Source organism: Tahibacter aquaticus, assembly GCF_004363655.1.
Lineage (GTDB): Bacteria > Pseudomonadota > Gammaproteobacteria > Xanthomonadales > Rhodanobacteraceae > Tahibacter > Tahibacter aquaticus.
In genome coordinates this window covers 226,786-247,719 of record NZ_SNZH01000012.1, presented here as the reverse complement: position 1 = coordinate 247,719, position 20,934 = coordinate 226,786, and the positions used below count along the sequence as shown (strand labels likewise).

Genomic DNA, 20,934 nt, shown 5'->3' with positions numbered 1-20,934 from the left:
TCACTTGCCCTCGCAGACGAACTGCTCGGTGGAATTGAGGAACGGCGATTGCGGGCATTGCACGTACGAAAGCCGCGCGCCCGAGGGCACCAGCTTGTCGGCGCGCAGGTTCACGGGCGCGTTGCCGACGCCGGTGTTCAGCGCGACGCCGGCGTTGTGCAGGCCGAGGAAGGCGACCAGGTCGCTCTGGTCGGTGCCGTCGCCCGAGGCGGCGACGCCGCCGACGAGCACGTTGCCGCGGTAGATGGGGAAGCCGCCGCCGAACAGGGTGATGCCGTTGGGCAGGCGCGGGATGCCGGTGCAGTTGCGGCCGACATCGGGCACGGGAATCGGATCGGCCGGCGTCGGCGCGGGTGCGGCGGGTACGCCGTCCAGGGTCAGCGCGAGGCCTTTCTGGTTGAGGTAGAAGGCGACGTGGGCGGCGATCTGGTTGTAGACGAGGTCGAGTTCCAGGCCGTCCTGGAACGGGCTCCAGCGCGCGAACGCCAGGCTGAGCGGACCGGGCGGCGTGCCGGGCACGCCATCGGGATAGAACGGCCGCGACAGGTTGCCGATGGTGCGCAGGGAATAGGCGACCTGGCCGTCGCTCCAGGCCTGGGGCAGGCCGAGGAAGCCGCGCAGCAGCGGCACGTAGGCGGCCGGCGCGCTTTGCGCCACGGTGAACAGGTCGACGCGGCCGGCGCCGAGGTTGAGTGCGGCGCGCAGGTAGCGCGCGGTCGGCGACAGGGCGATGTCGCCGGCGGTATAGGTGCCGGAGAAGAACGCGGCGGTGCGCGCTTTCTGCGTGGTGACGTCGACCGCATCGACCAGCGCATCGCGCGAGCGCGCCAGCGCCAGCACGGCGCCGTTGGTATCGACCACGACGACGGTTTCGCCGGCGCGGGAACCCAGCGGCTTGCGCACCTGGGCGCGGGTGCGCGCGGCGACTTTCAGCGCTTCCTGCACGATGGTGCGCACTTCGGCCGCATTCAGCGCGGCGGCGCCGTCGGTACCGGCACGCGGCGGATAGCGGTTGGTGCCGCTGCCGTCGTCGAGGACGAAGGCGTCGAGGCCGGGGTAGTCGGTGGTATCCGGACGTATGCCCGATTCCACCGTGCCCAGGGCCAGGCCGCGCAGCACCACCGGGTCGGCATAGCCGGGTACGCGCAGCAGGGCGCCGTCGGCGGGCGTGAGGCTGGCGAAGGCCGGCGCGGTGGCCGGGTCGCGCGCCAGTTCGGAAAATTCCACATCGGTAAAACGCAGGGTCAGGCCGCCGGCGGTGATGCGGTCGGCGCGGCGGTCCTGCGGTGCGGCGAAGCCGTAGGTGGCGGCCAGCGCGGCGTATTCGTCGAGGTTGCGGTCGCGGTCGCCGGCGTTGTCGTCGAGGCCGTAGGTATCGTCGACGCCGGCCGCGGCGACGGCGCCGACGGGCACGCCGGCCTTGTACAGCGGAATGCCGCCGGGATCGGGCGACAGGCCGATGGGCGAGCGGTGCGGCCCGGCGCCGGTGCCACTGGTGAAGCGCGCGCTGATATCCGAGCAGGGCAGCTGCGAGAACTGCACGCCGAACAGCGGGCCGGAAGGCGCGGTGCGGTCGCCGGGGTTGAAGTGTTCCTGCGCGATCTGGCCGGCGGTGCGCGAGGTGAAGGCATTGCCTTCGGAAGAGAAGTAGACGGCGGTCAGCGCCTTGGCGATAGCGGCGAATTCGGCGGGTACGTCCAGCCCTTCCAGCCCGCCGACCACGCCGCGGCCGGAGCTGACCTTGACCGTCGGCGGTGCGCCGGCCATGGCATAGGCGGCGAGCACGTTGCCGACGCGGTCGACGACGACGAAGGTGGCCGGACGTCCCTGCGCGCGCGCCTCGGCCACGCCCTGGGCAATGACCTTGCGCACATCGTCTTCGCTGAGGAACGACTGGGCATTGCCGCACGACCCGCTACAGCCGGAGTCGGTAGAACCGGGGGGCGGATTGGTCGGCGGCGCGGTACCTACCGTGCTGCCGGAATTGCTGCCCCCACTACAGGCGGCCAGGGCCAGGCAGAAGCCGGCCAGCAGCCCGTGAAACGGCGATCTCCCCATCGCACCATCCTCCGAGTGGCGGGCGCCGGGGGCGCCTCGCTCAGGTCTCATCAGTGTTTCGTTGGGGGATCTTAGCCCAGGAATTGCGGGGTTTGGCGCGTTTTTCGGGTTTGTTGGCCAGGATGTCTGGTTTTGGCGGTGTTTTGCGTTATTGGGGGTGTAGGGGGATTCCGTGGGTTTTTGGCGGCGGGGCCGCTGGGGATTTTTTCGCGCGCGAAAAGGGCGTTTTTGAACGGAAGGCAAAAGCGGTTTCGTCCGCTTTTCGTTGTGTATCCAAAAGGCCAGGCAAAGGCGGTTTCGCCCGCCTGCGGCGCGCGACCTTCGTTTGTTTAGTGCCAAGGCCAGAGTGGTTTCGCCAGCCTTCGGCGACCTCTCTTTGTTGGGTATCCGAGGTCAAGCGAAGGCGATTTTGCCTGCCTCGGGCGGCTTCTTTTCGTTGGGTATCCGAGGGAAAGCAAAGGCGGTTTCGCCCGCCTGCGGCGCGCGACCTTCTTTCTCTAACGGCGACCGCAGCGACAGCTATGGCCGCAACTTCGTTATCAACCCGCGGATCTCCTGCGACTGGCGGCGGCCTGCTTTGCGCGGCTCTGCGTGGTCCGAGATGTCTTTGCAGACGGCGTGGCTTCTGATGTGGGTCCCTCTCGCCCAAGCTCGCTGGGGGGGGGGCGGTTAGGTGAGGGCGCAGGCGGTCAAGTGGGCCTCAGCGCAAGGTTTGTCGGCGGTAAGCCTGCGCGGCGATAACAGCGAGGCTCTGGCGCCGGGGTAGAGGCCAGGCCGACCAAAGCCCGGCCCAGCGAGCGCCGCAAGAGCGGCTCGCGTCGTGCCATTCCGGCCACGCGAGGCAAGGGTTTGTTGGCGAAGGCCTTGGCCCGCGCCCAGCGGGGGGCTGCGGTGCGGCGCTTTCGCCGTCGTGGCTTGCTGCGGGGAGGCCAGGCATTGGCATTCGACTGCGCCTTGCCGGAAGCTACTCCAGCGCTAGCTCGCGCGCTCCGCCACGAACCGCGCAATCTGCGCCAGTTCATCCACATCCGGCCCGAACGGCGCAATGGCGCCCAGCGCTTCGCCGGTGAGGTCGGCGAGCAGACGGCGTGAAGGTTCCAGGCCGTGGATGGCCGGGTAGGTGGGTTTGTCGTTGGCGACGTCTTTGCCGGCAGTCTTGCCGATGACGTGGCTTTCGCCTTCGATGTCGAGGATGTCGTCGCGGATCTGGAAGGCCAGGCCGATGCAGTGGCCGTAGCGTTCGAGGGCGTCCAGCCGGCCGGTGTCGCTGCAGCCGGCGGCCAGGGCGCCCAGGCGGACCGAGGCGCGGATCAGGGCGCCGGTCTTGTGGCTGTGCATGCGTTCGAGTTCGGCGGGGCTGAGCAGCTTGCCGACGGCGGCGAGGTCGAGTGCCTGGCCGCCGGCCATGCCGTGCGAGCCGCAGGCGGCGCCGAGTACGCGCAGCATTTCCACGCGCACGGCGGGCGTCACGCGCAGGGCGGCGTCGGCGGCGAGCAGTTCGAACGCGAGGGCTTGCAGGGCGTCGCCGGCGAGGATGGCCATGGCTTCGCCGAAGACGATGTGGCAGGTGGGACGGCCGCGGCGCAGGTCGTCGTCGTCCATGGCCGGCAGGTCGTCGTGGGCCAGTGAATATGCATGGATGATTTCAACGGCCGCGGCGGCGGCGTCGAGCTGGTCGAGGCTGGCGCCGAGGGCGCGGCCGGTGGCGTAGACCAGCAGCGGTCGCAGGCGCTTGCCGCCGCCGAGTACGGCGTAATGCATGGCGCGGTGCAGTTCGACCGGGGGCTGGTCTTGCGGTGGCAGCAGGCGTGCCAGGGCGGTTTCGGCGCGCTCGGAATAGGCGAGCAGGCTCGCCGCCAGGGTGGCCGGCGGCGTGGGTACGGCAGCGGAATTCATCAAGGTGTTTCGGGGTGGAACGGAACGGCGCTGTCCGGGTCGGTCGGATCGAGCAGCAGGCGTACGCGCAGTTCGGCCTGTTCCAGCGCGTTCTGGCAGTTGCGGTACAGGGCCACGCCGCGCTCGAACGAGGACAGCGAATCGTCGAGGCTGAGATCGCCGTGTTCCATGCGGGAGACGAGCTGTTCTAGCTCGTCCAGCGACTTTTCGAAGTCGACGATCTGGTTCGGAGTCTGGGTGGCGACATTGGACATGGCACGAAACCTAACGTAGTGATTGTGGGCGGTCAATCGCAACTGCAGACACTTTGGTACGGAAATCCAGTGACGTGGCCGGAAACGAGAGCGTGCTCACGTATCTGCCGGAATAAAGCGCAGTTGACCCGTGCCGAGGATCGCTTCGGCGCTGTCGCTGCGCCACAGGTCGGCTACGGCGATCAGCTCGCCGCCGGCATGGACCAGGGGCAGGCGTCCGCGCAGCCAGGGCGGAATGCCGCCTTGCTGCAGCAGGTCGCGCAGGTCGCGCGTATGCGCATCGCCGGCCGGGCGCAGGCGTTCGCCGCCGCGGCGCAGGCTGACGCTCAGGGCCAGTGCCTGCGGCGGTGGCGGCTGCAGTTGCAGGCAGCTGCCATCGGGCAGCACGGCGGGCGCCAGGCCGTCCCAGTCGGCCTGCCAGTCGGCCGGCAGCGGTGCCAGCGGCGCCAGTGCGTAGATCAGCTCGCGGTAGCGGCGCAGTTCGGCGCCGGGCCAGCCTACGCGGGGGTTGCGGTCGTCCTGGGCCTGGCTCAGCTGCCGCTGCAGTTGGTCAATATGCACATGTTCGGGAGTGGAAAGGTTCAGGCCGCGCAGCCACTGGCGCAGTACCAGCGTGCGCAGGGCGTCGCCCAGTTCCAGCCAGCGCTGCCAGTACAGGGTGGCCGGGTCCAGGCCCTGGCACTGCGCCAGGGCCTGTTGTGCGTCGGTGTCCAGTTGTTCGGCGGCGGCGGCCTGCCAGCGCGCGCTGTGGCCGATGGCGGTATCCAGCTGCGGCCAGCGCGTGCGCAGCAGCGGCAGCACGGCCTGGCGCAGGAAGTTGCGCGCGTGGCGGGTGTCGGCATTGCTCGGGTCGTCGATCCATTCCAGTGCCTGGACCTGGGCGTAGTCCTGCAGGCGGCTGCGCGGCATGGCCAGCAGCGGGCGCCACAGGCGGCCGTTGCCGAAGCGGCGCAGGGCGCGCATGCCGCGCAGGCCTTCGGGGCCGGCGCCGCGCAGCAGTTTCAGCAGCACGGTTTCGCTCTGGTCGTCGGCGTGGTGGGCGAGTACCAGCACGCCGGTGGCCGGCAGGTGCTGGCGGAAGGCGGCCATGCGCGCGGTGCGGGCGGCGGCTTCCAGGCCGTGTGCGCTGTCGCGCGGCACGGCGACGCGCACGATGCGCAGCGGCAGTTGCAATGCGGCGGCGGTGTGCTGGCAATGCAGGGCCCAGTCGCTGCTGTCGGCGTGCAGGCCGTGGTCGACATGGATGGCGCTGAGGCCGCGCGCGCGCGCCGCCGGCAGTTCGGCCAGTGCATGCAGCAGCGACGCTGAGTCGAGCCCGCCGCTGTAGCCGACGCAGAGCGGGCCGGGGGGCAGTTCGGCGAGGGCGGATTGCAGCAGCTGCGGCAGGGTCAGGGCGTTCATGCGGCGGCGTCCCGGGCCTGCATTCCTGGTCAGCCCTTGTAGGCGCCGTACTTGCGCAGACGTTGGTAGCGTTGTTCCAGCAGGGTCGGCGCGTCGAGGCGTTCGAGCAGGTCGAGCTGGCCGATCAGCACGGCCTTGAGTCTCTGCGCCATGCCGGCAGGATCGCGGTGCGCGCCGCCGAGGGGTTCGCTGACGATCTGGTCGATCAGGCCGTTTTCCAGCAGGCGCGGCGCGGTCAGGCCCATCACTTCGGCGGCATCTTTTGCCTTTTCCGCACTTTTCCACAGGATGGACGCGCAGCCTTCCGGCGTGATCACCGAGTAGGTGCTGTATTCGAGCATCAGGGTGCGGTCGCCGACGCCGATGGCCAGCGCGCCGCCGGAGCCGCCTTCGCCAGTCACGGTGCAGATGATGGGCACGCGCAGCTCGGACATTTCCAGCAGGTTGCGTGCAATCGCTTCGGACTGGCCGCGTTCTTCCGCGCCGACGCCGGGATAGGCGCCGGGTGTGTCGATGAAGGTGATGATGGGCAGGCGGAAGCGTTCCGCCAGTTTCATGAGGCGCAAGGCCTTGCGGTAGCCCTCGGGGCGGGGCATGCCGAAGTTGCGCCGGATCTTGGTCTTGGTGTCGCGGCCTTTCTGGTGGCCGATGATCAGCACACTGCGGCCGTCGATGCGGCCGATGCCGCCGACAATGGCGGCGTCGTCGGCATAGGCGCGGTCGCCGGCCAGTTCGACAAACTCTTCGCAGATCGCGCCGATGTAGTCGAGCGTATACGGCCGCGACGGATGCCGCGCCAGCTGCGATACCTGCCACGGCGTGAGGTTCTTGAAGATTTCCGCCGTCTTGATCTTGAGCTTGTCGCGCAGGCGCGCGATTTCCTCGTCGATGTTGAATGCCTGGCCGTGGCTGGCGTGACGCAGCTCCTGGATCTTACCTTCCAGTTCGGCGATAGGCTGTTCGAAGTCGAGGAAATTCGGGTTCATTCGTGCAACGGCGCCGGACAAAGGCGCGCAGTATAGCGGCTAGACCGGTCGCTGCGACGGGTTGGCCGAACAGCAGGCTGTTCCATCTCATTCACCGCCGCTGTTGCTGCTGGGGGCGGGCTTGGCCAGCAGCAGGTTGGCTGTCACCGTGCCGGGCACCTGGCGCAGCGCACGCAGCAGGGCCGGGCTGGCGCGCACGCGCCAGTCGGCGCCCAGGTCGAGCTTGCAGCCGCCCTTGATGCGGCGGTTGCTGTAGTCCAGCCGCACCGGCGTGCTGCCGCCGCGATAGCCCAGCAGTGCCGCCTTGAGCTGGTGTACATAGCCCGGACCGTCGGCGACGACGTCGATGTGCAGCGCGCGGGCGAAGCGCTCGCAGGCCTGCTCCAGCGTGACGACGCTGCGCGCGCGCAGCTGGTTGGCGTTGGAGAATTCGTCGTAGGACAGGCCGCCTTCGACGATCAGGATCGCGTCGCGGGCGAGCAGGTGGCCGTATTCGGTGAATGCGTCGCGGAAGAAGCTGGCTTCGATGCGGCCGCTCCAGTCTTCCAGCGTGACGAAGGCCATGGAGTCGCCTCGCTTGCGCAGCGCCACCACCTGGCCGGCGATGGTCCACGGCGTGTCGGGGCCGCGGCGGAAGCGGTTGTCGCCCTCGTCGCCGTCTTTCTTCTTGAACTTGGGCGGGGTGAACTTGCTGTCGATCTGGCCCAGCTCGCAAGTGCCCAATTGCACAAGTTGTGCTTTCCACGTGTCGGTGGGATGGCCCGACAGGTAGTGTCCCAGGGTTTCGCGTTCGCCGGCCAGCAATTGCTCCAGCGGCCATTCGTCCACTACCGGCAGTTCCAGCTTGGGCGATACCGGGCTGGTTGCGCCGAACATGTCGTTCTGGCCGGCATTGCGGTCGCGCAGCGCCTGTTCGGCGGCCTTGCTCACTTCCGGCAGCTGCGCCATCAGCGAGGCGCGCGTCGGTGCCAGGCCGTCCAGCGCACCGGAATTCACAAGCGCTTCGAGCACGCGCTTGTTGAGTTTTTGCCCATCCACGCGCAGGCAGAAATCGAGCAGGTCGGTATACGCGCCGCCGTTGCGCCGTTCCTGCACGATGCTGTCGCAGGCGCCGTGGCCGACGCCCTTGATGGCGCCCAGGCCGTAGTAGATGGCGCCGTCGTCCTGCGCCTCGAACATGTAGGCCGAGGCGTTCACGCTGGGCGGCAGCACGCGGATCTTCATCGCGCGGGCTTCGTCGAGGAAATTGACGACCTTGTCGGTGTTGTCCATGTCCGAGGACAGCACCGCCGCCATGAACTCGGCCTTGTAGTGCACCTTGAGCCAGGCGGTCTGGTAGGCAACCAGGGCGTAGGCGGCCGAATGCGACTTGTTGAAGCCGTATTCGGCGAATTTCTCCATCAGGTCGAAGATCGAGCTGGCCAGCTGCGGATCGACCTGGTTGTCGGCCGCGCCGGCTTCGAACTTGCTGCGCTCTTTCGCCATCTCCTCGGGCTTTTTCTTGCCCATGGCGCGGCGCAGCAGGTCGGCGCCGCCCAGCGAATAGCCGGCCAGGACCTGGGCGATCTGCATCACCTGTTCCTGGTAGACGATGACGCCGTAGGTCGGCGCCAGCACCGGTTCCAGCGAGGGGTGCGGATAGGTCACGGCGGCGTTGCCGTGCTTGCGGTCGACCCAGTCCTTGTCCATTCCCGAACCCAGCGGGCCGGGGCGGAACAGCGCGGCGAGGGCGATGATGTCTTCGAAGCGGTCGGGCCTGGCGCGCTTGAGCAGCTCGCGCATGCCGCGGGATTCGAACTGGAACACCGCGACCGTGTCGCCGCGCGCAAACAATTTGTACGACTCGACATCGTCCAGCGGCAGCGCGGCGATGTCGATGGGGGCCTCGCCCTTGCGCGCGCGCCGCGCGTTGATGGCTTTCAGCGCCCAGTCGATGATGGTCAGCGTGCGCAGGCCGAGGAAGTCGAACTTGACCAGGCCTACCGACTCGACGTCGTCCTTGTCGAACTGGGTGACCACGCCGGTACCGCCGGCTTCGCAGTACAGCGGCGCGAAATCGGTCAGCTGCGACGGCGCGATGACCACGCCGCCGGCGTGCTTGCCGGCATTGCGGGTGAGGTCTTCCAGCTCCAGCGCGAGGTCGAGCAGGGTCTTGACCTCTTCCTCGGCGTGATAGCGCTGGATCAGTTCGGCCGAGGCGAGCGAGGAATCTTTCTTCGCCGCGGGTGATTCGCCCAGGGCGTCGTCGAGACTGATGCCCAGCGTGTTCGGGATCAGCTTGGCGATGCTGTCGACGAAGCCGTAAGGGTGGCCGAGCACGCGGCCGCAGTCGCGCACGGCAGCCTTCGCCGCCATGGTGCCGTAGGTGATGATCTGGCTGACGTGGTCGCGGCCGTAGGCCTGGGCGACGTAGTCGATCACGCGGTCGCGCCCGTCCATGCAGAAGTCGACGTCGAAGTCGGGCATGGACACGCGTTCGGGATTGAGGAAGCGCTCGAACAGCAGGTCGTAGGGCAGCGGATCCAGATCGGTGATGCCCAGGCTGTAGGCGACCAGCGAACCGGCACCGGAACCGCGCCCCGGGCCTACCGGAATGTCGTTCTGCTTGGCCCAGTTGATGAAGTCGGCCACGATCAGGAAGTAGCCGGGAAAGCCCATCTTGACGATGACGCCGACTTCGATGTCCAGGCGCTCGGTGTAGTCGGCCACCGTGCGGCCGGGCGCCGGGCCGTGCTTGTCCAGGCGCGCGGCCAGGCCGATGCGGGCCTGTTCCAGGATGAAGCTGTCGAGCGTGTGCTGCGGCGGCACCGGGAATGCCGGCAGGTAGTAGGTGCCGAAGGAAAGTTCCAGATTGCAGCGTTTTGCAATTTCCACGCTGTTCTGCAGCGCTTCGGGCAGGTCGGCGAACAGCGCTTCCATCTCGGCCGGCGTCTTCAGGTATTGCTGTTCGGTGTAGTCGCGCGGGCGCTTGGGATCGGCCAGTACGCGGCCCTGGTGGATGCACACGCGCGCTTCGTGCGCCTGGAAATCGCTGCGTTCGAGAAAGCGCACGTCGTTGGTCGCCACGACCGGGCAGTCCAGCGAGGCGGCCAGCAGCAGTGCGGCATCGTTGAAGGTGGCTTCCAGCGGGTGGCCGATGCGGCAGATTTCCAGGTACAGGCGGTCGTCGAACAGGCCCAGCCACTGGCCGCAGCGTGCCGCGGCCTGGCCGGTATTGCCGGCCAGCAGCAGCTGGCCTACGTCGGATTCGCGGCCGAGCAGGGCGATCAGTCCGTCGCTCTGGCCCTGCATCCAGGCCGGCTCGATCTGGGCGAAATCGCCGTGCTGGCCTTCGGTATAGGCGCGGGAAATCAGCCGCGACAGGTTCAGATAGCCGGCCCGGCTCATGCACAGCAGGGTCAGCCGGGTCGGTTTGTTCTTGTCGGCCGCGTTGGCGATCCACAGGTCGGCGCCGGCAATCGGCTTGACGCCGGTTTTTTCCGCTTCCTTGTAGAACTTCACCAGGGCGAACAGGTTGACTTGGTCGGTCAGGGCCAGCGCCGGCACATCGGCTTTTGCGCTGGTGGAAACCAGCGAGCCGATGCGGATGGTGGAGTCGATCAGCGAATACTCGCTGTGGACGTGCAGGTGGACGAAGCGGGCGGTCATCGAGCTCTGGAATGGATTGCTGGCGGACGGCAACGACGGCGATGCGCGCGGATCTTGCGGCCTGCGGCACCGGCGTGTTGCTGCGCCGCGGGACCGGGCAGGTTAGTCGCCTGCGCTGTTGCGAACAAGGCTTGACGAGTGCTGCGGATGGCTGCAGCGAGACGCGGCGCGGCGGCGGCCTGGCTGCGGGCGGTCGCTTTTTCGCGACGACCGGCGCCGCGAAATGGCGGCTTTGCGCAATCGTGCACAGCACCATTCAAACGTTCGTGTTGCAGCGCCGAATGCCCAACCCGGCGCAGGCGTATACGCTCGGGGTTCGCCGCCGCGGCGATCGCGATGCGGCTTGCCAGGGAGAACACCGATCATGCTTCCATCCTCACTGCAGGGCGGCCGTTGCCGCCGTCTTCTTGCCTTGGCCGTCGGCCTGGCCCTGGCCGGCGCGGCCAGTGCCGAACCGATCAAGGTGGCCGAACTGCGCGCCGCCGCCAGCCTGTCGCTGGATGCCGAAGGCATTCCGCTGATCAAGGCGCAGAACGAACTCGACCTGGCCTTCCTGCAGGGTTATGCGCATGCGCGCGACCGTTTCTTCCAGATGGATTTCAGCCGCCGCGGCGCCAGCGGCACCGTTGCCGAGCTGGTCGGCCAGGCTGCGCTGGCCAACGATGTGCAGACGCGCACGCTCGGCCTGCGCCGTGCGGCCTGGGCCACCTGGCAGGCGGCCAGCGACGACACGCGCGGCTGGCTCAAGGCCTATGCCGACGGCGTGAATTACTGGCTGCGCACCACGCCCAGCCTGCCGCCGGAATACCAGGCGCTGGAAATCAGCCAGGTCGAGCCCTGGTCGCCGGTGGACAGCGTGGTGATCGGCAAGGCGCTGGCGTTCCAGCTGTCGTTCGACCTGGATATACAGACCACGCTGGAACTGGGCGGCTACCAGCAGGCCGGCCAGGCCGGCGGCTTCGACGGTGCCGCGCTGTACTTCGGCGATACGCATCGCTTCGCGCCGCCGGACAACCGCATCACCACGGCGCAGACGCCGGCCGCCAGCCTCGATCCCAAGTCGCTGCAGGAGCAGGCCAAGGCAGCCAGCGTGCCGCTGATCGACGCCCAGACCCTGGCCCTGGCCCAGGCTTACCGCGACAAGATTGCCGACCATCCGCTGATCGGTCCGCACCTCAAGCCGCGCGAAGGCCGCGCCGGTTCCAACGAATGGGTCGTCGCCGGCAGCATGACCCAGTCGGGCAAGGCCATCCTGGCGAATGACCCGCACCTGAGCCTGGCCCTGCCATCGACCTTCGTCGAGCAGCATCTGTCGGCGTCGACCACGCCGGCGCTGAACGTCACCGGCGTGACCGTGGCCGGCGCGCCCGGCGTGATCCAGGGCTGCAATGACCGCCTGTGCTGGGGCACCACGACCAATCCGCTCGATGTCACCGACGTATTCCAGGAAACCCTGGTGCTGAACAGCTACGGCCTGCCGTATGCGACCGTGCACGATGGCAAGGAAGAAGCGGTCGAGTGGGTGTTCCAGAATTTCTATGTGAACAAAGTCGGTGACGGCGTGCCGAACAACCTGAGCCGCGACAATTCCATCGGCTATACCAGCGGTGCGGTCACGGTGATCGTGCCGCGGCGCAACCGCGGCCCGATCGTGCAGATCTCGGGCAGTACCGGCCTGTCGGTGGCGTATACGGGCTGGGGTGCGACGTCAGAGCTGGAATCGTTCCGCCGCATCAACCGCGCCACCAACCTGGCTGAGTTCCAGACGGCGCTGAGTTATTTCGACGTGGGCTCGCAGAATTTCGCCTATGCCGATGTCGACGGCAATATCGCCTATTTCACCAGTGCCGAGGCCCCTCTGCGCACCGACCTGCAGGCCGGCGTGCCCGGCGGCGGACGTCCGCCCTGGCTGATCCGCGACGGTTCCGGTGCGCTCAAGCACGACTGGCTGCCGCTGCAGACCCGCCAGCCCAACCAGGCCACGCCGTTCGAGATCCTGCCGGTGGCGGAAATGCCGCAGGTGATCAATCCGGCTTCGGGTTACATCGCCAATGCGAACAACGACCCGGTCGGCACCACGCTGGACAACAACCCGCTGAACCAGGCGCGCCGCGGCGGCGGCATCTACTACCTCAACTTCAATTACTCGGCCTATCGCATGGGCCGCATCGACCGCGCGCTGGATGCCTACCGCCAGTCCGGCCAGAAAGTCACCGCCGCCGACATGCAGAAGCTGCAGGCCAACAACCAGCTGATGGACGCGGAACTGGTCTCGCCCTACCTGACCAATGCACTGGCGCGGGCCAAGGCCGCCGGTGCCTGGGAACCGCTCAAGGCGCTGGCCGCCGACGCCAAGGTCGATGAAGCGGTGACGCGCATCGGTGCCTGGAATTTCAGCACGCCAACCGGCGTGCCCGAAGGCTTCGATCCGGGCGACAACCCGGCAGCGCTGCCGCAGCCCGGCGCGGCGGAAATCGATGCCAGCGTCGCCGCGAGCCTGTTCGCGATCTGGCGCTCGTACGCCATCCGCAACACGGTCGATGCAACGCTGACCAAGGTCGGCCTGGCCGCGGCCCTGCCGGATAGTTCCGACAGCTATACCAGCCTCAAATTCCTGCTCGACAATTTCGCCCAGCTGCGCGGCAAGGGTCTTTCCGGCGTGAATTTCTTCGCCCTGCCCACCGGCGTGCCGGCGGCACCGACGCCGGAAGACGCACGCGACTACCTGCTGCTCAAGAGCATGCAGGACGGCCTGGCGCGGTTTGCCAGCGCCGATTTCGCACCCGCGTTCAACGGTTCCACCACGCTGGCCGACTATCGCTGGGGCAAGCTGCATCGCATCGTCTTCGCTCATCCGCTGGGCGGGCCGTTCAACCTGCCGGGAACGAATCCTTATGGATTTGTGAACTATTCCCCCGCGCTGCCCGGCGTGCCGCGCGCGGGCGGCTTCGATGCGGTGGATGCATCCAGCCACAACACCCGCGCCAATACGGTCAACCAGTTCATGTATTCCAGCGGGCCGGCGCGGCGCTTCGTCGGCGAAATGACACCGACGATTGCGGCGAGCGAAATCATCCCGGGCGGGCAGAGCGCGGTACTGGGCTCGCCGCTGTATGCGAGCCAGCTGGGACGCTGGCTGACCAACAACTACCACGCGCTGCCGGTGGGCGTGGCAGCGGCGACGGCAGCTGCTACCAGCACGCAGGAATTCGTGCCGTAGGAAAAACCGTGTGCAGCCTGTGGCCCAAGGCTCCTGTACTCGGCTGCTTGCCTCCACAACCCCGCCAAACCCCTGCGCAGCAGGGGTTTGGCCGCCCCCTCGACGCAAGGGGGCAGCACAAAGCCGAGCGGGTTCGGGGCAGTCCGGGTTTGCCTGGCGTGCTCAATTCGCACGAAAAATGGTCGGGCGGACACAGAATGTGTCCGCCGGGCAAAGAAAGGGGCGAATTCGCGACGCCCTGCGCTTGTGCCAGCGATTGCCGCGACGATAATGCGCGTTCGGGTCGCCCACATGCGGCCGTAGCAGCAGTCCATTCCGCATGAGTTTGAGTTCCGAACAGTATGCCGTCGCCATGGGGGATTTGCGGCGCGGCATCGCCCAGGGCCAGGTCGGGCCGGCCATACAGCAATTCCTCGGCCGCCTGGAAGTGGGCAAGGCGGGCATCCAGCAATGGATACAGAGCGCCGAAGACCTGCTGCGCAACGGTTCGGCCGTGCCGGCGGGGCTGGTGCTCGAAGCGGGCCTGAACCGCTGGGCGACGGCGACGACGCTGCGCTATCTGTATGGCATCTCGCTGCGTCTGTCGGGCCATGTGCGCGAAGCCGAGCAGATGTTCCGCGAAGTCATTGCGGCCGAACCCAGTCATGCGGATGCGCCGCTGGCGCTGGCCTTCATGCTGCGCGAGCAGGGCCGGCTGGATGCGGCCTGCGAGATCGTGCTGGCCTTGTGGAAGCGGCACCAGCGCACGCGCATGGGCGATATCCGCACCTTGCGTTTTCTGCAGGAATGCCAGCGCTATGCTGTGGCCGAGGAAATTTCCCAGGCCGTACTGGATGCCTATCCGCGCGATGCGGAACTGCTGGCCATGACCGGCGAAATCTCGCTGGTGCTCGGCCGTTTCGGCTCGGCGCGGCGGCGTCTGCGCCTGTCGGTGGAACTCAATCCCGCCATTGCCTCGGCCTGGCTGCGCCTGGCGCATACGCACAAATTCAGCCGCCCCGACGATCCGGACCTGCAATTGCTGCGCGAAGGGCAGCAGCGCACCGACCTGGGCGAGAACGCCCAGCTCTGCGCTGCGTTCGGCCTGGGCAAGGCGCTGGACGACCTGGGCGAGCGCGGCGAAGCGGCCAAGGTATTGCGCGCCGCCAACGCGCAAAGCCGTGCGCGCTTCCCCTGGGACGGGCGTGGCTGGCAGCGTTTCGTCGAGATGCAGATGCGCGCGCGCGTGCCGCTGCCGCTGCCGGTGGACGAACGCACGGTGCCGGTATTCGTGGTCGGCCTGCCGCGCTCGGGCACTACCCTGGTGGCGAGCCAGCTGGGCCGGCATCCCGACGTATGCAACCGCAGCGAGCTGAATTGGATTTCCGCGCTGGCCGCGCAACTGGGGCCGGCGCCGCCGCCCGGTGCGCTGGGCACTGCCGCGCATCTGTACCGCATGCAGCTGCGCCAGGACGACACGCCGGCGCGCTGCTACGTCGACAAGAACCCGCTGAATTTCCGCCATCTGGGCCACATTGCGGCGATGTTCCCCAACGCGCGCATCATCCATTGCCGGCGCGATCTGCGCGATACCGGCCTGTCGCTGTGGAGCCAGCACTTCGCCCACGACGACATGAACTGGGCCTACGACTTCGCCGATATCGCCGCCTACGCCCGTGGCTACCAGGCGCTGATGGAGCATTGGCGCAAGGTGCTGCCGCTGCGCATCCTGGAGCTGGACTACGAAAGCCTGGTCGCCAATACCGCGCCGAGCATGAGCCGCCTGTTCACTTTCCTCGGCCTGCAGGCACCGCCGGCTGTGGCTGCGGCGGAAAAGCCCGCCCGCGAAGCGCGCGACGGCATTGCCACCGCCAGCGTGTGGCAGGCGCGCCAGGGCGTCTATGCCACCTCGGTCGCGCGCTGGAAAGCGTATGCGCCGTTGCTGCCTGAGATTGAACAGCTGGCGCTTTAGCGGGGGCAGGCTGGTGCGGGCTGCGCGACTTGCCCCGCAAGGCCCTGCGACGCAGGTGAACTGGCGCGGCGTGCGGCGCCATTCGCTGTGCTCATCGCGGCCTACGGGGTGATCGTGGTGGCGCGGCGCTTTCGCGGCGAAGCACATTTGTAGGGTGCGATGAGCAACGCGAATTGCACCGTCGCGGTGCTGGCGCCCGCGGCTTGGCCCGGTCTGGTGCGTCAACCGCGCGCATGCCAGCACCAGTGCCACGGCTCGTAGGCGATGCCGTGTGCATTGTCGCGCGGGAACGACAGGCGAAAACCGAACTTTGCGGCGTTGTGAACAAGCCAGCGAAACGCCGGCGACTGCTCGAACTCTTCCTCCAGCGCAGCGAAGCCCGGCGTGGTCAGGTCCAGCGCGCGGCCGGAATGGTGTTCGCTATAGCCCGGCGCGGCGCTGACCCGGAGTATCTGCGTCATGTCCTGGCCGCGCTGCAGTTTGCGTTCGATCAGCCCGACCTGGTATTCGACCGAACGGAACGCCGACACGAGCTGTAATTCCACCTGGCCGGCGGCAGCCGCATGGCGCAAGCGCATCCAGGCCTGCGCCGCACCGCGCGCCAGCCATTGCGGACGCTGGTGAATATCGAATCCGACGAAATGCAGGCGGCGCGGTTCCTGCACTGCACGCAGGCCTCGGCAGCGGCCGTAGTCGGCGGGAATGCCCAGCGCGGCCGCGCGGGCCAGCAGCAGGCGGCGCTGCTCAGGCCCGGCCGTGGCCGGCGCGGCGATGTCGGCGGGCAGGGGCGGCAGCAGGCTTTTCATGCCTCGCCGCCGTCGTCGTCCGGGGCCGTCGCTTTCAGGCGTTTGTTCTTGCGCAATGCTTCGCGCAGCACGTATTCGATCTGCGCATTGAGCGAGCGCAGTTCGTCATCGGCCCAGGCCTGCATGGCCTGCAGAACAGCCGCGTTGATGCGTAGCGGATAGGCTTTTTTCTCGCTCACGACGTTGCCATCAATGGTGCAAGGTGCCGGTATTGACCACGGGCTGGGTACCGCGCTCGCCGCACAGCACGACCAGCAGGTTCGACACCATCGCCGCCTTGCGCTCTTCGTCGAGGTTGACCACGCCGCGCACGCTGAGCTGCTCCAGCGCCATTTCCACCATGCTGACTGCGCCTTCGACGATGCGCGCGCGCGCCGCGATGATGGCGCCGGCCTGCTGCCGCTGCAGCATGGCCTGGGCGATTTCCTGTGCATAGGCGAGGTGGCTGATACGCGATTCGACCACGTCGACGCCGGCCTTGCCCAGGCGCTCCTGAATTTCGTCGCGCAGGTGCTGGTTCACTTCCTTGCCGTGGCTGCGCAGGCTGGGCGCGCCGGTGTCGTGGGAATCGTAGGGATAGCTGGTCGCCATCTGGCGCACCGCGGCTTCGGTCTGGATATGCACGAAGTTCTCGTAGTCGTCCACCTGGAACACCGCTTCGGCCGTGTCGACCACCTGCCAGACCACGACGGCGGCGATTTCGATCGGATTGCCGTCGTTGTCGTTGACCTTGAGCTTGGACGATTCGAAATTGCGCACGCGCAGGGAGACGTTGCGCTTGGCATAGAAGGGGTTGGTCCAGCGCAGGCCGGCATCGCGCACCGTGCCGGAATAGCTGCCGAACAGTTGCATCACCTTGCCCTGGTTGGGCTGTACCTGGAAAAAGCCCTTGCTGAGAAAACCGAGCAGGCCGAACAGCACCATGCCGCCCACTGGCCCCAGCGGATTGCGCGAAGCGGCGCCGTTGAGAAACAGCACGAAGGCCAGTACGAAGGCGACGAAAAACAACAACAAGGTGGGAATTCCCGGCAATGACCAGGCGGTTTTCTCGTTCATGGGGCTTGCTCCTGAAAGTGGTGAAAAGATATCAATTTGATATCAGATTGCAAGTCGCGCCGCGGCAAAGACCGGGCGGTGCTCAGGCATAATCCGCGGCGTTCGCGACGGGAAACAGCGCATGCCGCAGCAAGCCAAGGACGAATCGATCTGGCGCGACGGGCGCAGGCTGGCCTTGCCTGCGCTGGTGGGCGAGGAGCGCGCCGAGGTCTGTGTGATCGGCCTGGGCGGTAGCGGCCTCAGTGCGATCGAGGCCTTGCGCGCGGCGAATGTCGACGTCGTCGGACTGGATGCGGGCGGCGTCGCCGCGGGGGCAGCCGGCGCCAACGGCGGTTTCCTGCTGGCCGGCCTGGCCCAGTTTCACCATCAGGCCGTCGTACGGTTCGGTCACGAGCGCGCGCTGGCGATCTATCGCCTGACTCGCAGCGAACTGGAATGCGTCTTCGCCACGGCAGACGGCAACTGCCGCCGCACCGGTTCGTTGCGAATTGCCGCCGATGCGGACGAACTGGCCGACTGCGCCGTCCAGATCGAGCAGATGCAGCGCGATGGCCTTGCCGCTGAAGCCTACGACGGCGTCGAAGGCCGCGGCGTGCTGATTGCCGACGACGGCGTATTCGACCCGGCGCGGCGCTGGGGCGAGCTGGCCGCGCGGCTGGCCGGCGGCGGCGCGCGTATGTACGGACGTGCATTGGTGCATAGTGCACAAGATGGCGTTGTGCAGACTGCGGCCGGGCGCGTGCGCGCCGAAGCGGTGCTGGTGGCGGTCGACGGCGGCCTGGAAACGCTGCTGCCGGATCTGCGCGCCGAGGTGCGGTCGGCGCGTCTGCAGATGCTGGCGACGGTGCCCGCGGCCGGTACGCGGCTGGCGCGGCCGGTGTATTACCGCGACGGTCATGACTACTGGCAGCAACGCGACGACGGCTGCCTGGTCGTCGGTGGCGGTCGCGATATCGGCGGCGAGGACGAATGGCTGGCGCGCGATGGCGTTTCGTCGCGGGTGCAGCAGCATTTGCAAGCGCTGCTGCGGCAACGACTGGGCAGTACCGCGCCGGTCACTCACCGCTGGTCGGCGCGCGTCGCCTTCACTCGCCGTGGCCTGCCGGTATTCGGCCGCATTGGGCCGCAGCTGTACGCGACCGGCGCGTACAACGGCACCGGCAATATCTTCGGCGCGCTATGCGGCCGCGCCCTGGCCGAGCTGATCCTGGGCCGCGACAACCCGCTGCACTCGCTCCTGCAGGGTGCGATGAGCACAGCAAATGGCGCCGCGCTATCGCCGGCTACCACTCGATACGGATCAACGGTGCCGGCCAGCGTTCCCCGGTGATCAGGCCGCTGCGGCCGTCGCCGGCGATGCTGACGGCTTCGGCCTGGCCGACCAGGCCGATCGGAAAGACGCGCGGCAGCCGTGCCAGTGCCTGGGGCCAGCTTTCGCCGTCATTGCGCTGGAACAGCCAGGCCGAGGCATAGGTCAGGACCAACGCGCTGTGACCATCGGCGGCAATCGCCATGCCGGTGGGCCGGCCCGGCTGCAGGCGGCGGTGGAAGTCGACGCTGGGTGTGTTTTCGTTCGGCACGGCCAGCGTGCCGGCCAGTTCGGCCACCTGTTCGCGGGTATCCGCGGGCTTCAGCGGCAGCGACCAGATCTGCGGCGGCGAGGTGCGCTTGGTCAGCAGCAGCACGCGCCCGGCCTGGGCATCGACGCCGACGGCCTCCACGTCGTGCGGTTCGTCGGCATAGCGAAAGGCGATGCGCCAGGCCGGCTGCGCCTGTAGCGACAGTTCCTGCTTGCCGGCGTCGAAAGCCGGTTCCTCCAGCACGATCAGTTCGCTGCGCCGGCGCACGCCGCCGTTGTCGCCGGTATCGGCAATCAGCAGGTACGCCTTGCCATCCAGGGTGAACGAGGCCAGGTCTTCCCAGTCCACTGGCTTGATGCCGGGCAAGGTCAGGCGCGCCTGCACGCGGCCGCTCGCATCGACGGCGAACAGCTCGGCGCGCGTGCCCGAATCGTTGTGCAGCCACAGGCGTCCGGGCGTGCGCTGGGAGCTGGCCATGCCGCTGACTTCGTCCAGGCGCGTATCGCGCAGCAGGCCGGCGATCTGCGGTACCGGTTCGGCAGCGGCCAGCGCCGCTGGCAGGCCGGCCAGGCACAGGCAGAGCGCCGGCAGCAGGCCGGCCAGAGGCAGGGCAGGGCGCGGGCGCGGCATCACTGCAGCGTAGCTGGCTCGACCTTGTCCAGCTGCAGATTGCCCAGCGTGCCGACGCCGTTGAAGAAGCGCCAGGGATCGCCGTCGCCCACACCCAGGGCGATATGGCCGCTGTCGAAGCGGCCCAGCGCCGCATCGAAACTCTGCCAGCGGCCGCCTACCCAGGCCTGTACCCAGGCATGCGGTACGAACACGCGCTCGGCACCGCCGAAGGATTCGGTAAATGCCAGCCCGGTGGCGACGCGGGTGGGAATGCCGCGGGCGCGGCCCAGCGCGGCCAGCAACAGGGCGTGTTCGGTGCAGTCGCCCTGGCGCGTCTGTGCGGTTTCCAGTGCCGAGGCATAGCCGACGGTCAGGCTCTTTTTGTCGATAAAGTTAAAAACGAACTTTTCCAGATCGCGCATGCGTTCGGCGTCGCTCTTGTCGCCCGGTGATGCCTGCCTGGCCAGGCGCTGGATTTCGCTGCTGCCCGACTGCAGCCAGGCATTCGGCTGGGTATCGGCGGGCAAGGGCTTGTCGCCGGCCCCGGGGCTGGCCTGCGGCTGCACCGTCACCACGACGCTGTCGCCGTCGCGGGCGACTTGTTGTTCGTCGGTGGCGGGAAGATCGAGCTTGCGTTCGCGGTCGCGCGGGCTCAGGCGATAGCGCAAGGGCTTGGCCAGGGCTTCTCGCTGCAGCGTGCGCGGTGCCTGCAGCAGCGCCTGCTGCAGACTGTCGCTGGCCTGGTTCGGTGCCAGCGCGCAGGCCTTGTCGCAGACCAGCAGTTCCAGGTTCAGGCCCAACTGCGCCATCTGCACTTTCTTCGCCTCGAACTTCGCATCGACCCAGTCGGTGCTGGGCAGCGGCAGGCCGGGCAGGTTGAGCACATGTTCCAGCCGCGTGAGCTGGCGGCGGCCGCCGGGCAGGTCGACTTCCTCGGCTGGCTTGACTGTGGTGCTCAGCACATAGGCTTCCAGATTGAGCGGCTGGAACGCCTGCTGCGTATACGTAGTGCCGGGCTTGAGGCCGCGTTTCTGCGCATCCAGGCGCAGGCCTTCGGTGAGCAGCGCGCCGTCGGGCCAGGCTACGGTCTTGCGCTGGCTGATGCCGCCGACGCTGCTGCTGACCTCGATGCTGCCATCGGCGATGCGCCCTTCGGAGGTGGATTCCACACCCGACATCTTCGACGTGGTGCGAAAGGCCAGCGGCTTGCCGTCCAGGCTTTCCTCGTGGGTTTCGCCGACTTCCAGCGCCACGCTGATGCCGGCGCGGTCGATGCTCATGGCCATGTTCTGGCTGTTCACGACGCGATCGCCCTTGACCTCGCGCTGGGTATGTAGATGACCGATCTTGCGGCCTTCCAGGGTCACGCTCATCCAGGTTTCTTCGGGCGCGGCGTGGGCGGCGGCGCTGAGGCAGAGCAGGCAGGCAAGCAAGAGACGGTGCATGGGCGGGGGCAATTCCTGTAC

At 67.8% G+C, this 20,934-nt stretch carries 15 protein-coding genes; 3 read left to right on the top strand and 12 right to left on the bottom strand.

The window, feature by feature from the left end:
* The 7 genes from DFR29_RS19195 to DFR29_RS29305 all read right to left on the bottom strand — a co-directional run bounded on the left by DFR29_RS19195 (position 1) and on the right by DFR29_RS29305 (position 10,602).
* Positions 1 to 2,058: a heme-binding protein gene (locus DFR29_RS19195; protein WP_133820243.1), complete on the bottom strand. Its 2,058-nt coding sequence runs from the start codon at positions 2,056 to 2,058 to the stop codon at positions 1 to 3.
* 975 nt (positions 2,059 to 3,033) lie between these two features.
* Positions 3,034 to 3,954, bottom strand: a complete 921-nt coding sequence (locus DFR29_RS19190; protein ID WP_133820242.1) for a polyprenyl synthetase family protein — start codon at positions 3,952 to 3,954, stop codon at positions 3,034 to 3,036.
* Positions 3,954 to 4,208, bottom strand: a complete 255-nt coding sequence (locus DFR29_RS19185) for an exodeoxyribonuclease VII small subunit (protein ID WP_133820241.1) — start codon at positions 4,206 to 4,208, stop codon at positions 3,954 to 3,956. The genes DFR29_RS19190 and DFR29_RS19185 overlap by 1 nt, the downstream gene beginning before the upstream one ends.
* Positions 4,209 to 4,304: 96 nt before the next feature.
* Complete coding sequence (tilS, locus tag DFR29_RS19180; protein ID WP_243746112.1) at positions 4,305 to 5,609, bottom strand: tRNA lysidine(34) synthetase TilS; 1,305 nt, start codon at positions 5,607 to 5,609, stop codon at positions 4,305 to 4,307.
* 29 nt (positions 5,610 to 5,638) lie between these two features.
* Entirely contained in the window at positions 5,639 to 6,595 is a 957-nt protein-coding gene (locus DFR29_RS19175) for an acetyl-CoA carboxylase carboxyltransferase subunit alpha (RefSeq protein ID WP_133820240.1), read from the bottom strand.
* Between the two features lie 87 nt (positions 6,596 to 6,682).
* On the bottom strand, positions 6,683 to 10,243 hold the full coding sequence (dnaE, locus tag DFR29_RS19170; RefSeq protein WP_133820239.1) for a DNA polymerase III subunit alpha: 3,561 nt from the start codon (positions 10,241 to 10,243) through the stop codon (positions 6,683 to 6,685).
* Entirely contained in the window at positions 10,240 to 10,602 is a 363-nt protein-coding gene (locus DFR29_RS29305; protein WP_166654204.1) for a hypothetical protein, read from the bottom strand. The genes dnaE and DFR29_RS29305 overlap by 4 nt, the downstream gene beginning before the upstream one ends.
* Positions 10,603 to 10,607: 5 nt before the next feature.
* On the opposite strand from DFR29_RS29305, the gene DFR29_RS19165 reads away from it, so the two are divergent.
* Both DFR29_RS19165 and DFR29_RS19160 read left to right on the top strand, forming a co-directional pair.
* The gene (locus DFR29_RS19165; protein ID WP_166654203.1) at positions 10,608 to 13,463 is read left to right on the top strand and encodes a penicillin acylase family protein; all 2,856 of its coding nucleotides are present in this window, start codon (positions 10,608 to 10,610) and stop codon (positions 13,461 to 13,463) included.
* Positions 13,464 to 13,782: 319 nt separating this feature from the next.
* Entirely contained in the window at positions 13,783 to 15,414 is a 1,632-nt protein-coding gene (locus tag DFR29_RS19160; protein WP_133820237.1) for a tetratricopeptide repeat-containing sulfotransferase family protein, read from the top strand.
* A gap of 221 nt (positions 15,415 to 15,635) precedes the next feature.
* Here the strand turns inward: DFR29_RS19160 and DFR29_RS19155 are convergent, their stop codons facing one another.
* The 3 genes from DFR29_RS19155 to DFR29_RS19145 are packed head-to-tail and all read right to left on the bottom strand — an operon-like array spanning position 15,636 to position 17,276.
* Positions 15,636 to 16,220, bottom strand: coding sequence for a M15 family metallopeptidase (locus tag DFR29_RS19155; RefSeq protein WP_133820236.1), 585 nt, complete (start codon positions 16,218 to 16,220; stop codon positions 15,636 to 15,638).
* Positions 16,217 to 16,399, bottom strand: a complete 183-nt coding sequence (locus tag DFR29_RS19150; protein WP_133820235.1) for a type II toxin-antitoxin system antitoxin — start codon at positions 16,397 to 16,399, stop codon at positions 16,217 to 16,219. The genes DFR29_RS19155 and DFR29_RS19150 overlap by 4 nt, the downstream gene beginning before the upstream one ends.
* A 10-nt stretch (positions 16,400 to 16,409) precedes the next feature.
* Positions 16,410 to 17,276, bottom strand: a complete 867-nt coding sequence (locus tag DFR29_RS19145; RefSeq protein WP_133820234.1) for an SPFH domain-containing protein — start codon at positions 17,274 to 17,276, stop codon at positions 16,410 to 16,412.
* 121 nt (positions 17,277 to 17,397) lie between these two features.
* Here DFR29_RS19145 and DFR29_RS19140 point away from each other — a divergent pair, with 121 nt between their 5' ends.
* On the top strand, positions 17,398 to 18,606 hold the full coding sequence (locus tag DFR29_RS19140; RefSeq protein WP_208113652.1) for an NAD(P)/FAD-dependent oxidoreductase: 1,209 nt from the start codon (positions 17,398 to 17,400) through the stop codon (positions 18,604 to 18,606).
* Here DFR29_RS19140 and DFR29_RS19135 read toward each other — a convergent pair.
* The gene (locus DFR29_RS19135) at positions 18,560 to 19,486 is read right to left on the bottom strand and encodes an SdiA-regulated/phytase-like domain-containing protein (protein WP_133820233.1); all 927 of its coding nucleotides are present in this window, start codon (positions 19,484 to 19,486) and stop codon (positions 18,560 to 18,562) included. The genes DFR29_RS19140 and DFR29_RS19135 overlap by 47 nt on opposite strands.
* Positions 19,486 to 20,913, bottom strand: coding sequence for a transglutaminase-like domain-containing protein (locus DFR29_RS19130; protein ID WP_166654202.1), 1,428 nt, complete (start codon positions 20,911 to 20,913; stop codon positions 19,486 to 19,488). The genes DFR29_RS19135 and DFR29_RS19130 overlap by 1 nt, the downstream gene beginning before the upstream one ends.
* Between the last annotated feature and the right edge of the window lie 21 nt (positions 20,914 to 20,934).

Excerpts from the sequence above, each read along its gene's own strand:
- DFR29_RS19195 (WP_133820243.1), bottom strand. The coding sequence starts at position 2,058 with ATGGGGAGATCGCCGTTTCACGGGCTGCTGGCCGGCTTCTGCCTGGCC.
- DFR29_RS19190 (WP_133820242.1), bottom strand. The coding sequence starts at position 3,954 with ATGAATTCCGCTGCCGTACCCACGCCGCCGGCCACCCTGGCGGCGAGC.
- DFR29_RS19185 (WP_133820241.1), bottom strand. The coding sequence starts at position 4,208 with ATGTCCAATGTCGCCACCCAGACTCCGAACCAGATCGTCGACTTCGAA.
- tilS (WP_243746112.1), bottom strand. The coding sequence starts at position 5,609 with ATGAACGCCCTGACCCTGCCGCAGCTGCTGCAATCCGCCCTCGCCGAA.
- DFR29_RS19175 (WP_133820240.1), bottom strand. The coding sequence starts at position 6,595 with ATGAACCCGAATTTCCTCGACTTCGAACAGCCTATCGCCGAACTGGAA.
- dnaE (WP_133820239.1), bottom strand. The coding sequence starts at position 10,243 with ATGACCGCCCGCTTCGTCCACCTGCACGTCCACAGCGAGTATTCGCTG.
- DFR29_RS19165 (WP_166654203.1), top strand. The coding sequence starts at position 10,608 with ATGCTTCCATCCTCACTGCAGGGCGGCCGTTGCCGCCGTCTTCTTGCC.
- DFR29_RS19160 (WP_133820237.1), top strand. The coding sequence starts at position 13,783 with ATGAGTTTGAGTTCCGAACAGTATGCCGTCGCCATGGGGGATTTGCGG.
- DFR29_RS19155 (WP_133820236.1), bottom strand. The coding sequence starts at position 16,220 with ATGAAAAGCCTGCTGCCGCCCCTGCCCGCCGACATCGCCGCGCCGGCC.
- DFR29_RS19145 (WP_133820234.1), bottom strand. The coding sequence starts at position 17,276 with ATGAACGAGAAAACCGCCTGGTCATTGCCGGGAATTCCCACCTTGTTG.
- DFR29_RS19140 (WP_208113652.1), top strand. The coding sequence starts at position 17,398 with ATGCCGCAGCAAGCCAAGGACGAATCGATCTGGCGCGACGGGCGCAGG.
- DFR29_RS19135 (WP_133820233.1), bottom strand. The coding sequence starts at position 19,486 with ATGCCGCGCCCGCGCCCTGCCCTGCCTCTGGCCGGCCTGCTGCCGGCG.
- DFR29_RS19130 (WP_166654202.1), bottom strand. The coding sequence starts at position 20,913 with ATGCACCGTCTCTTGCTTGCCTGCCTGCTCTGCCTCAGCGCCGCCGCC.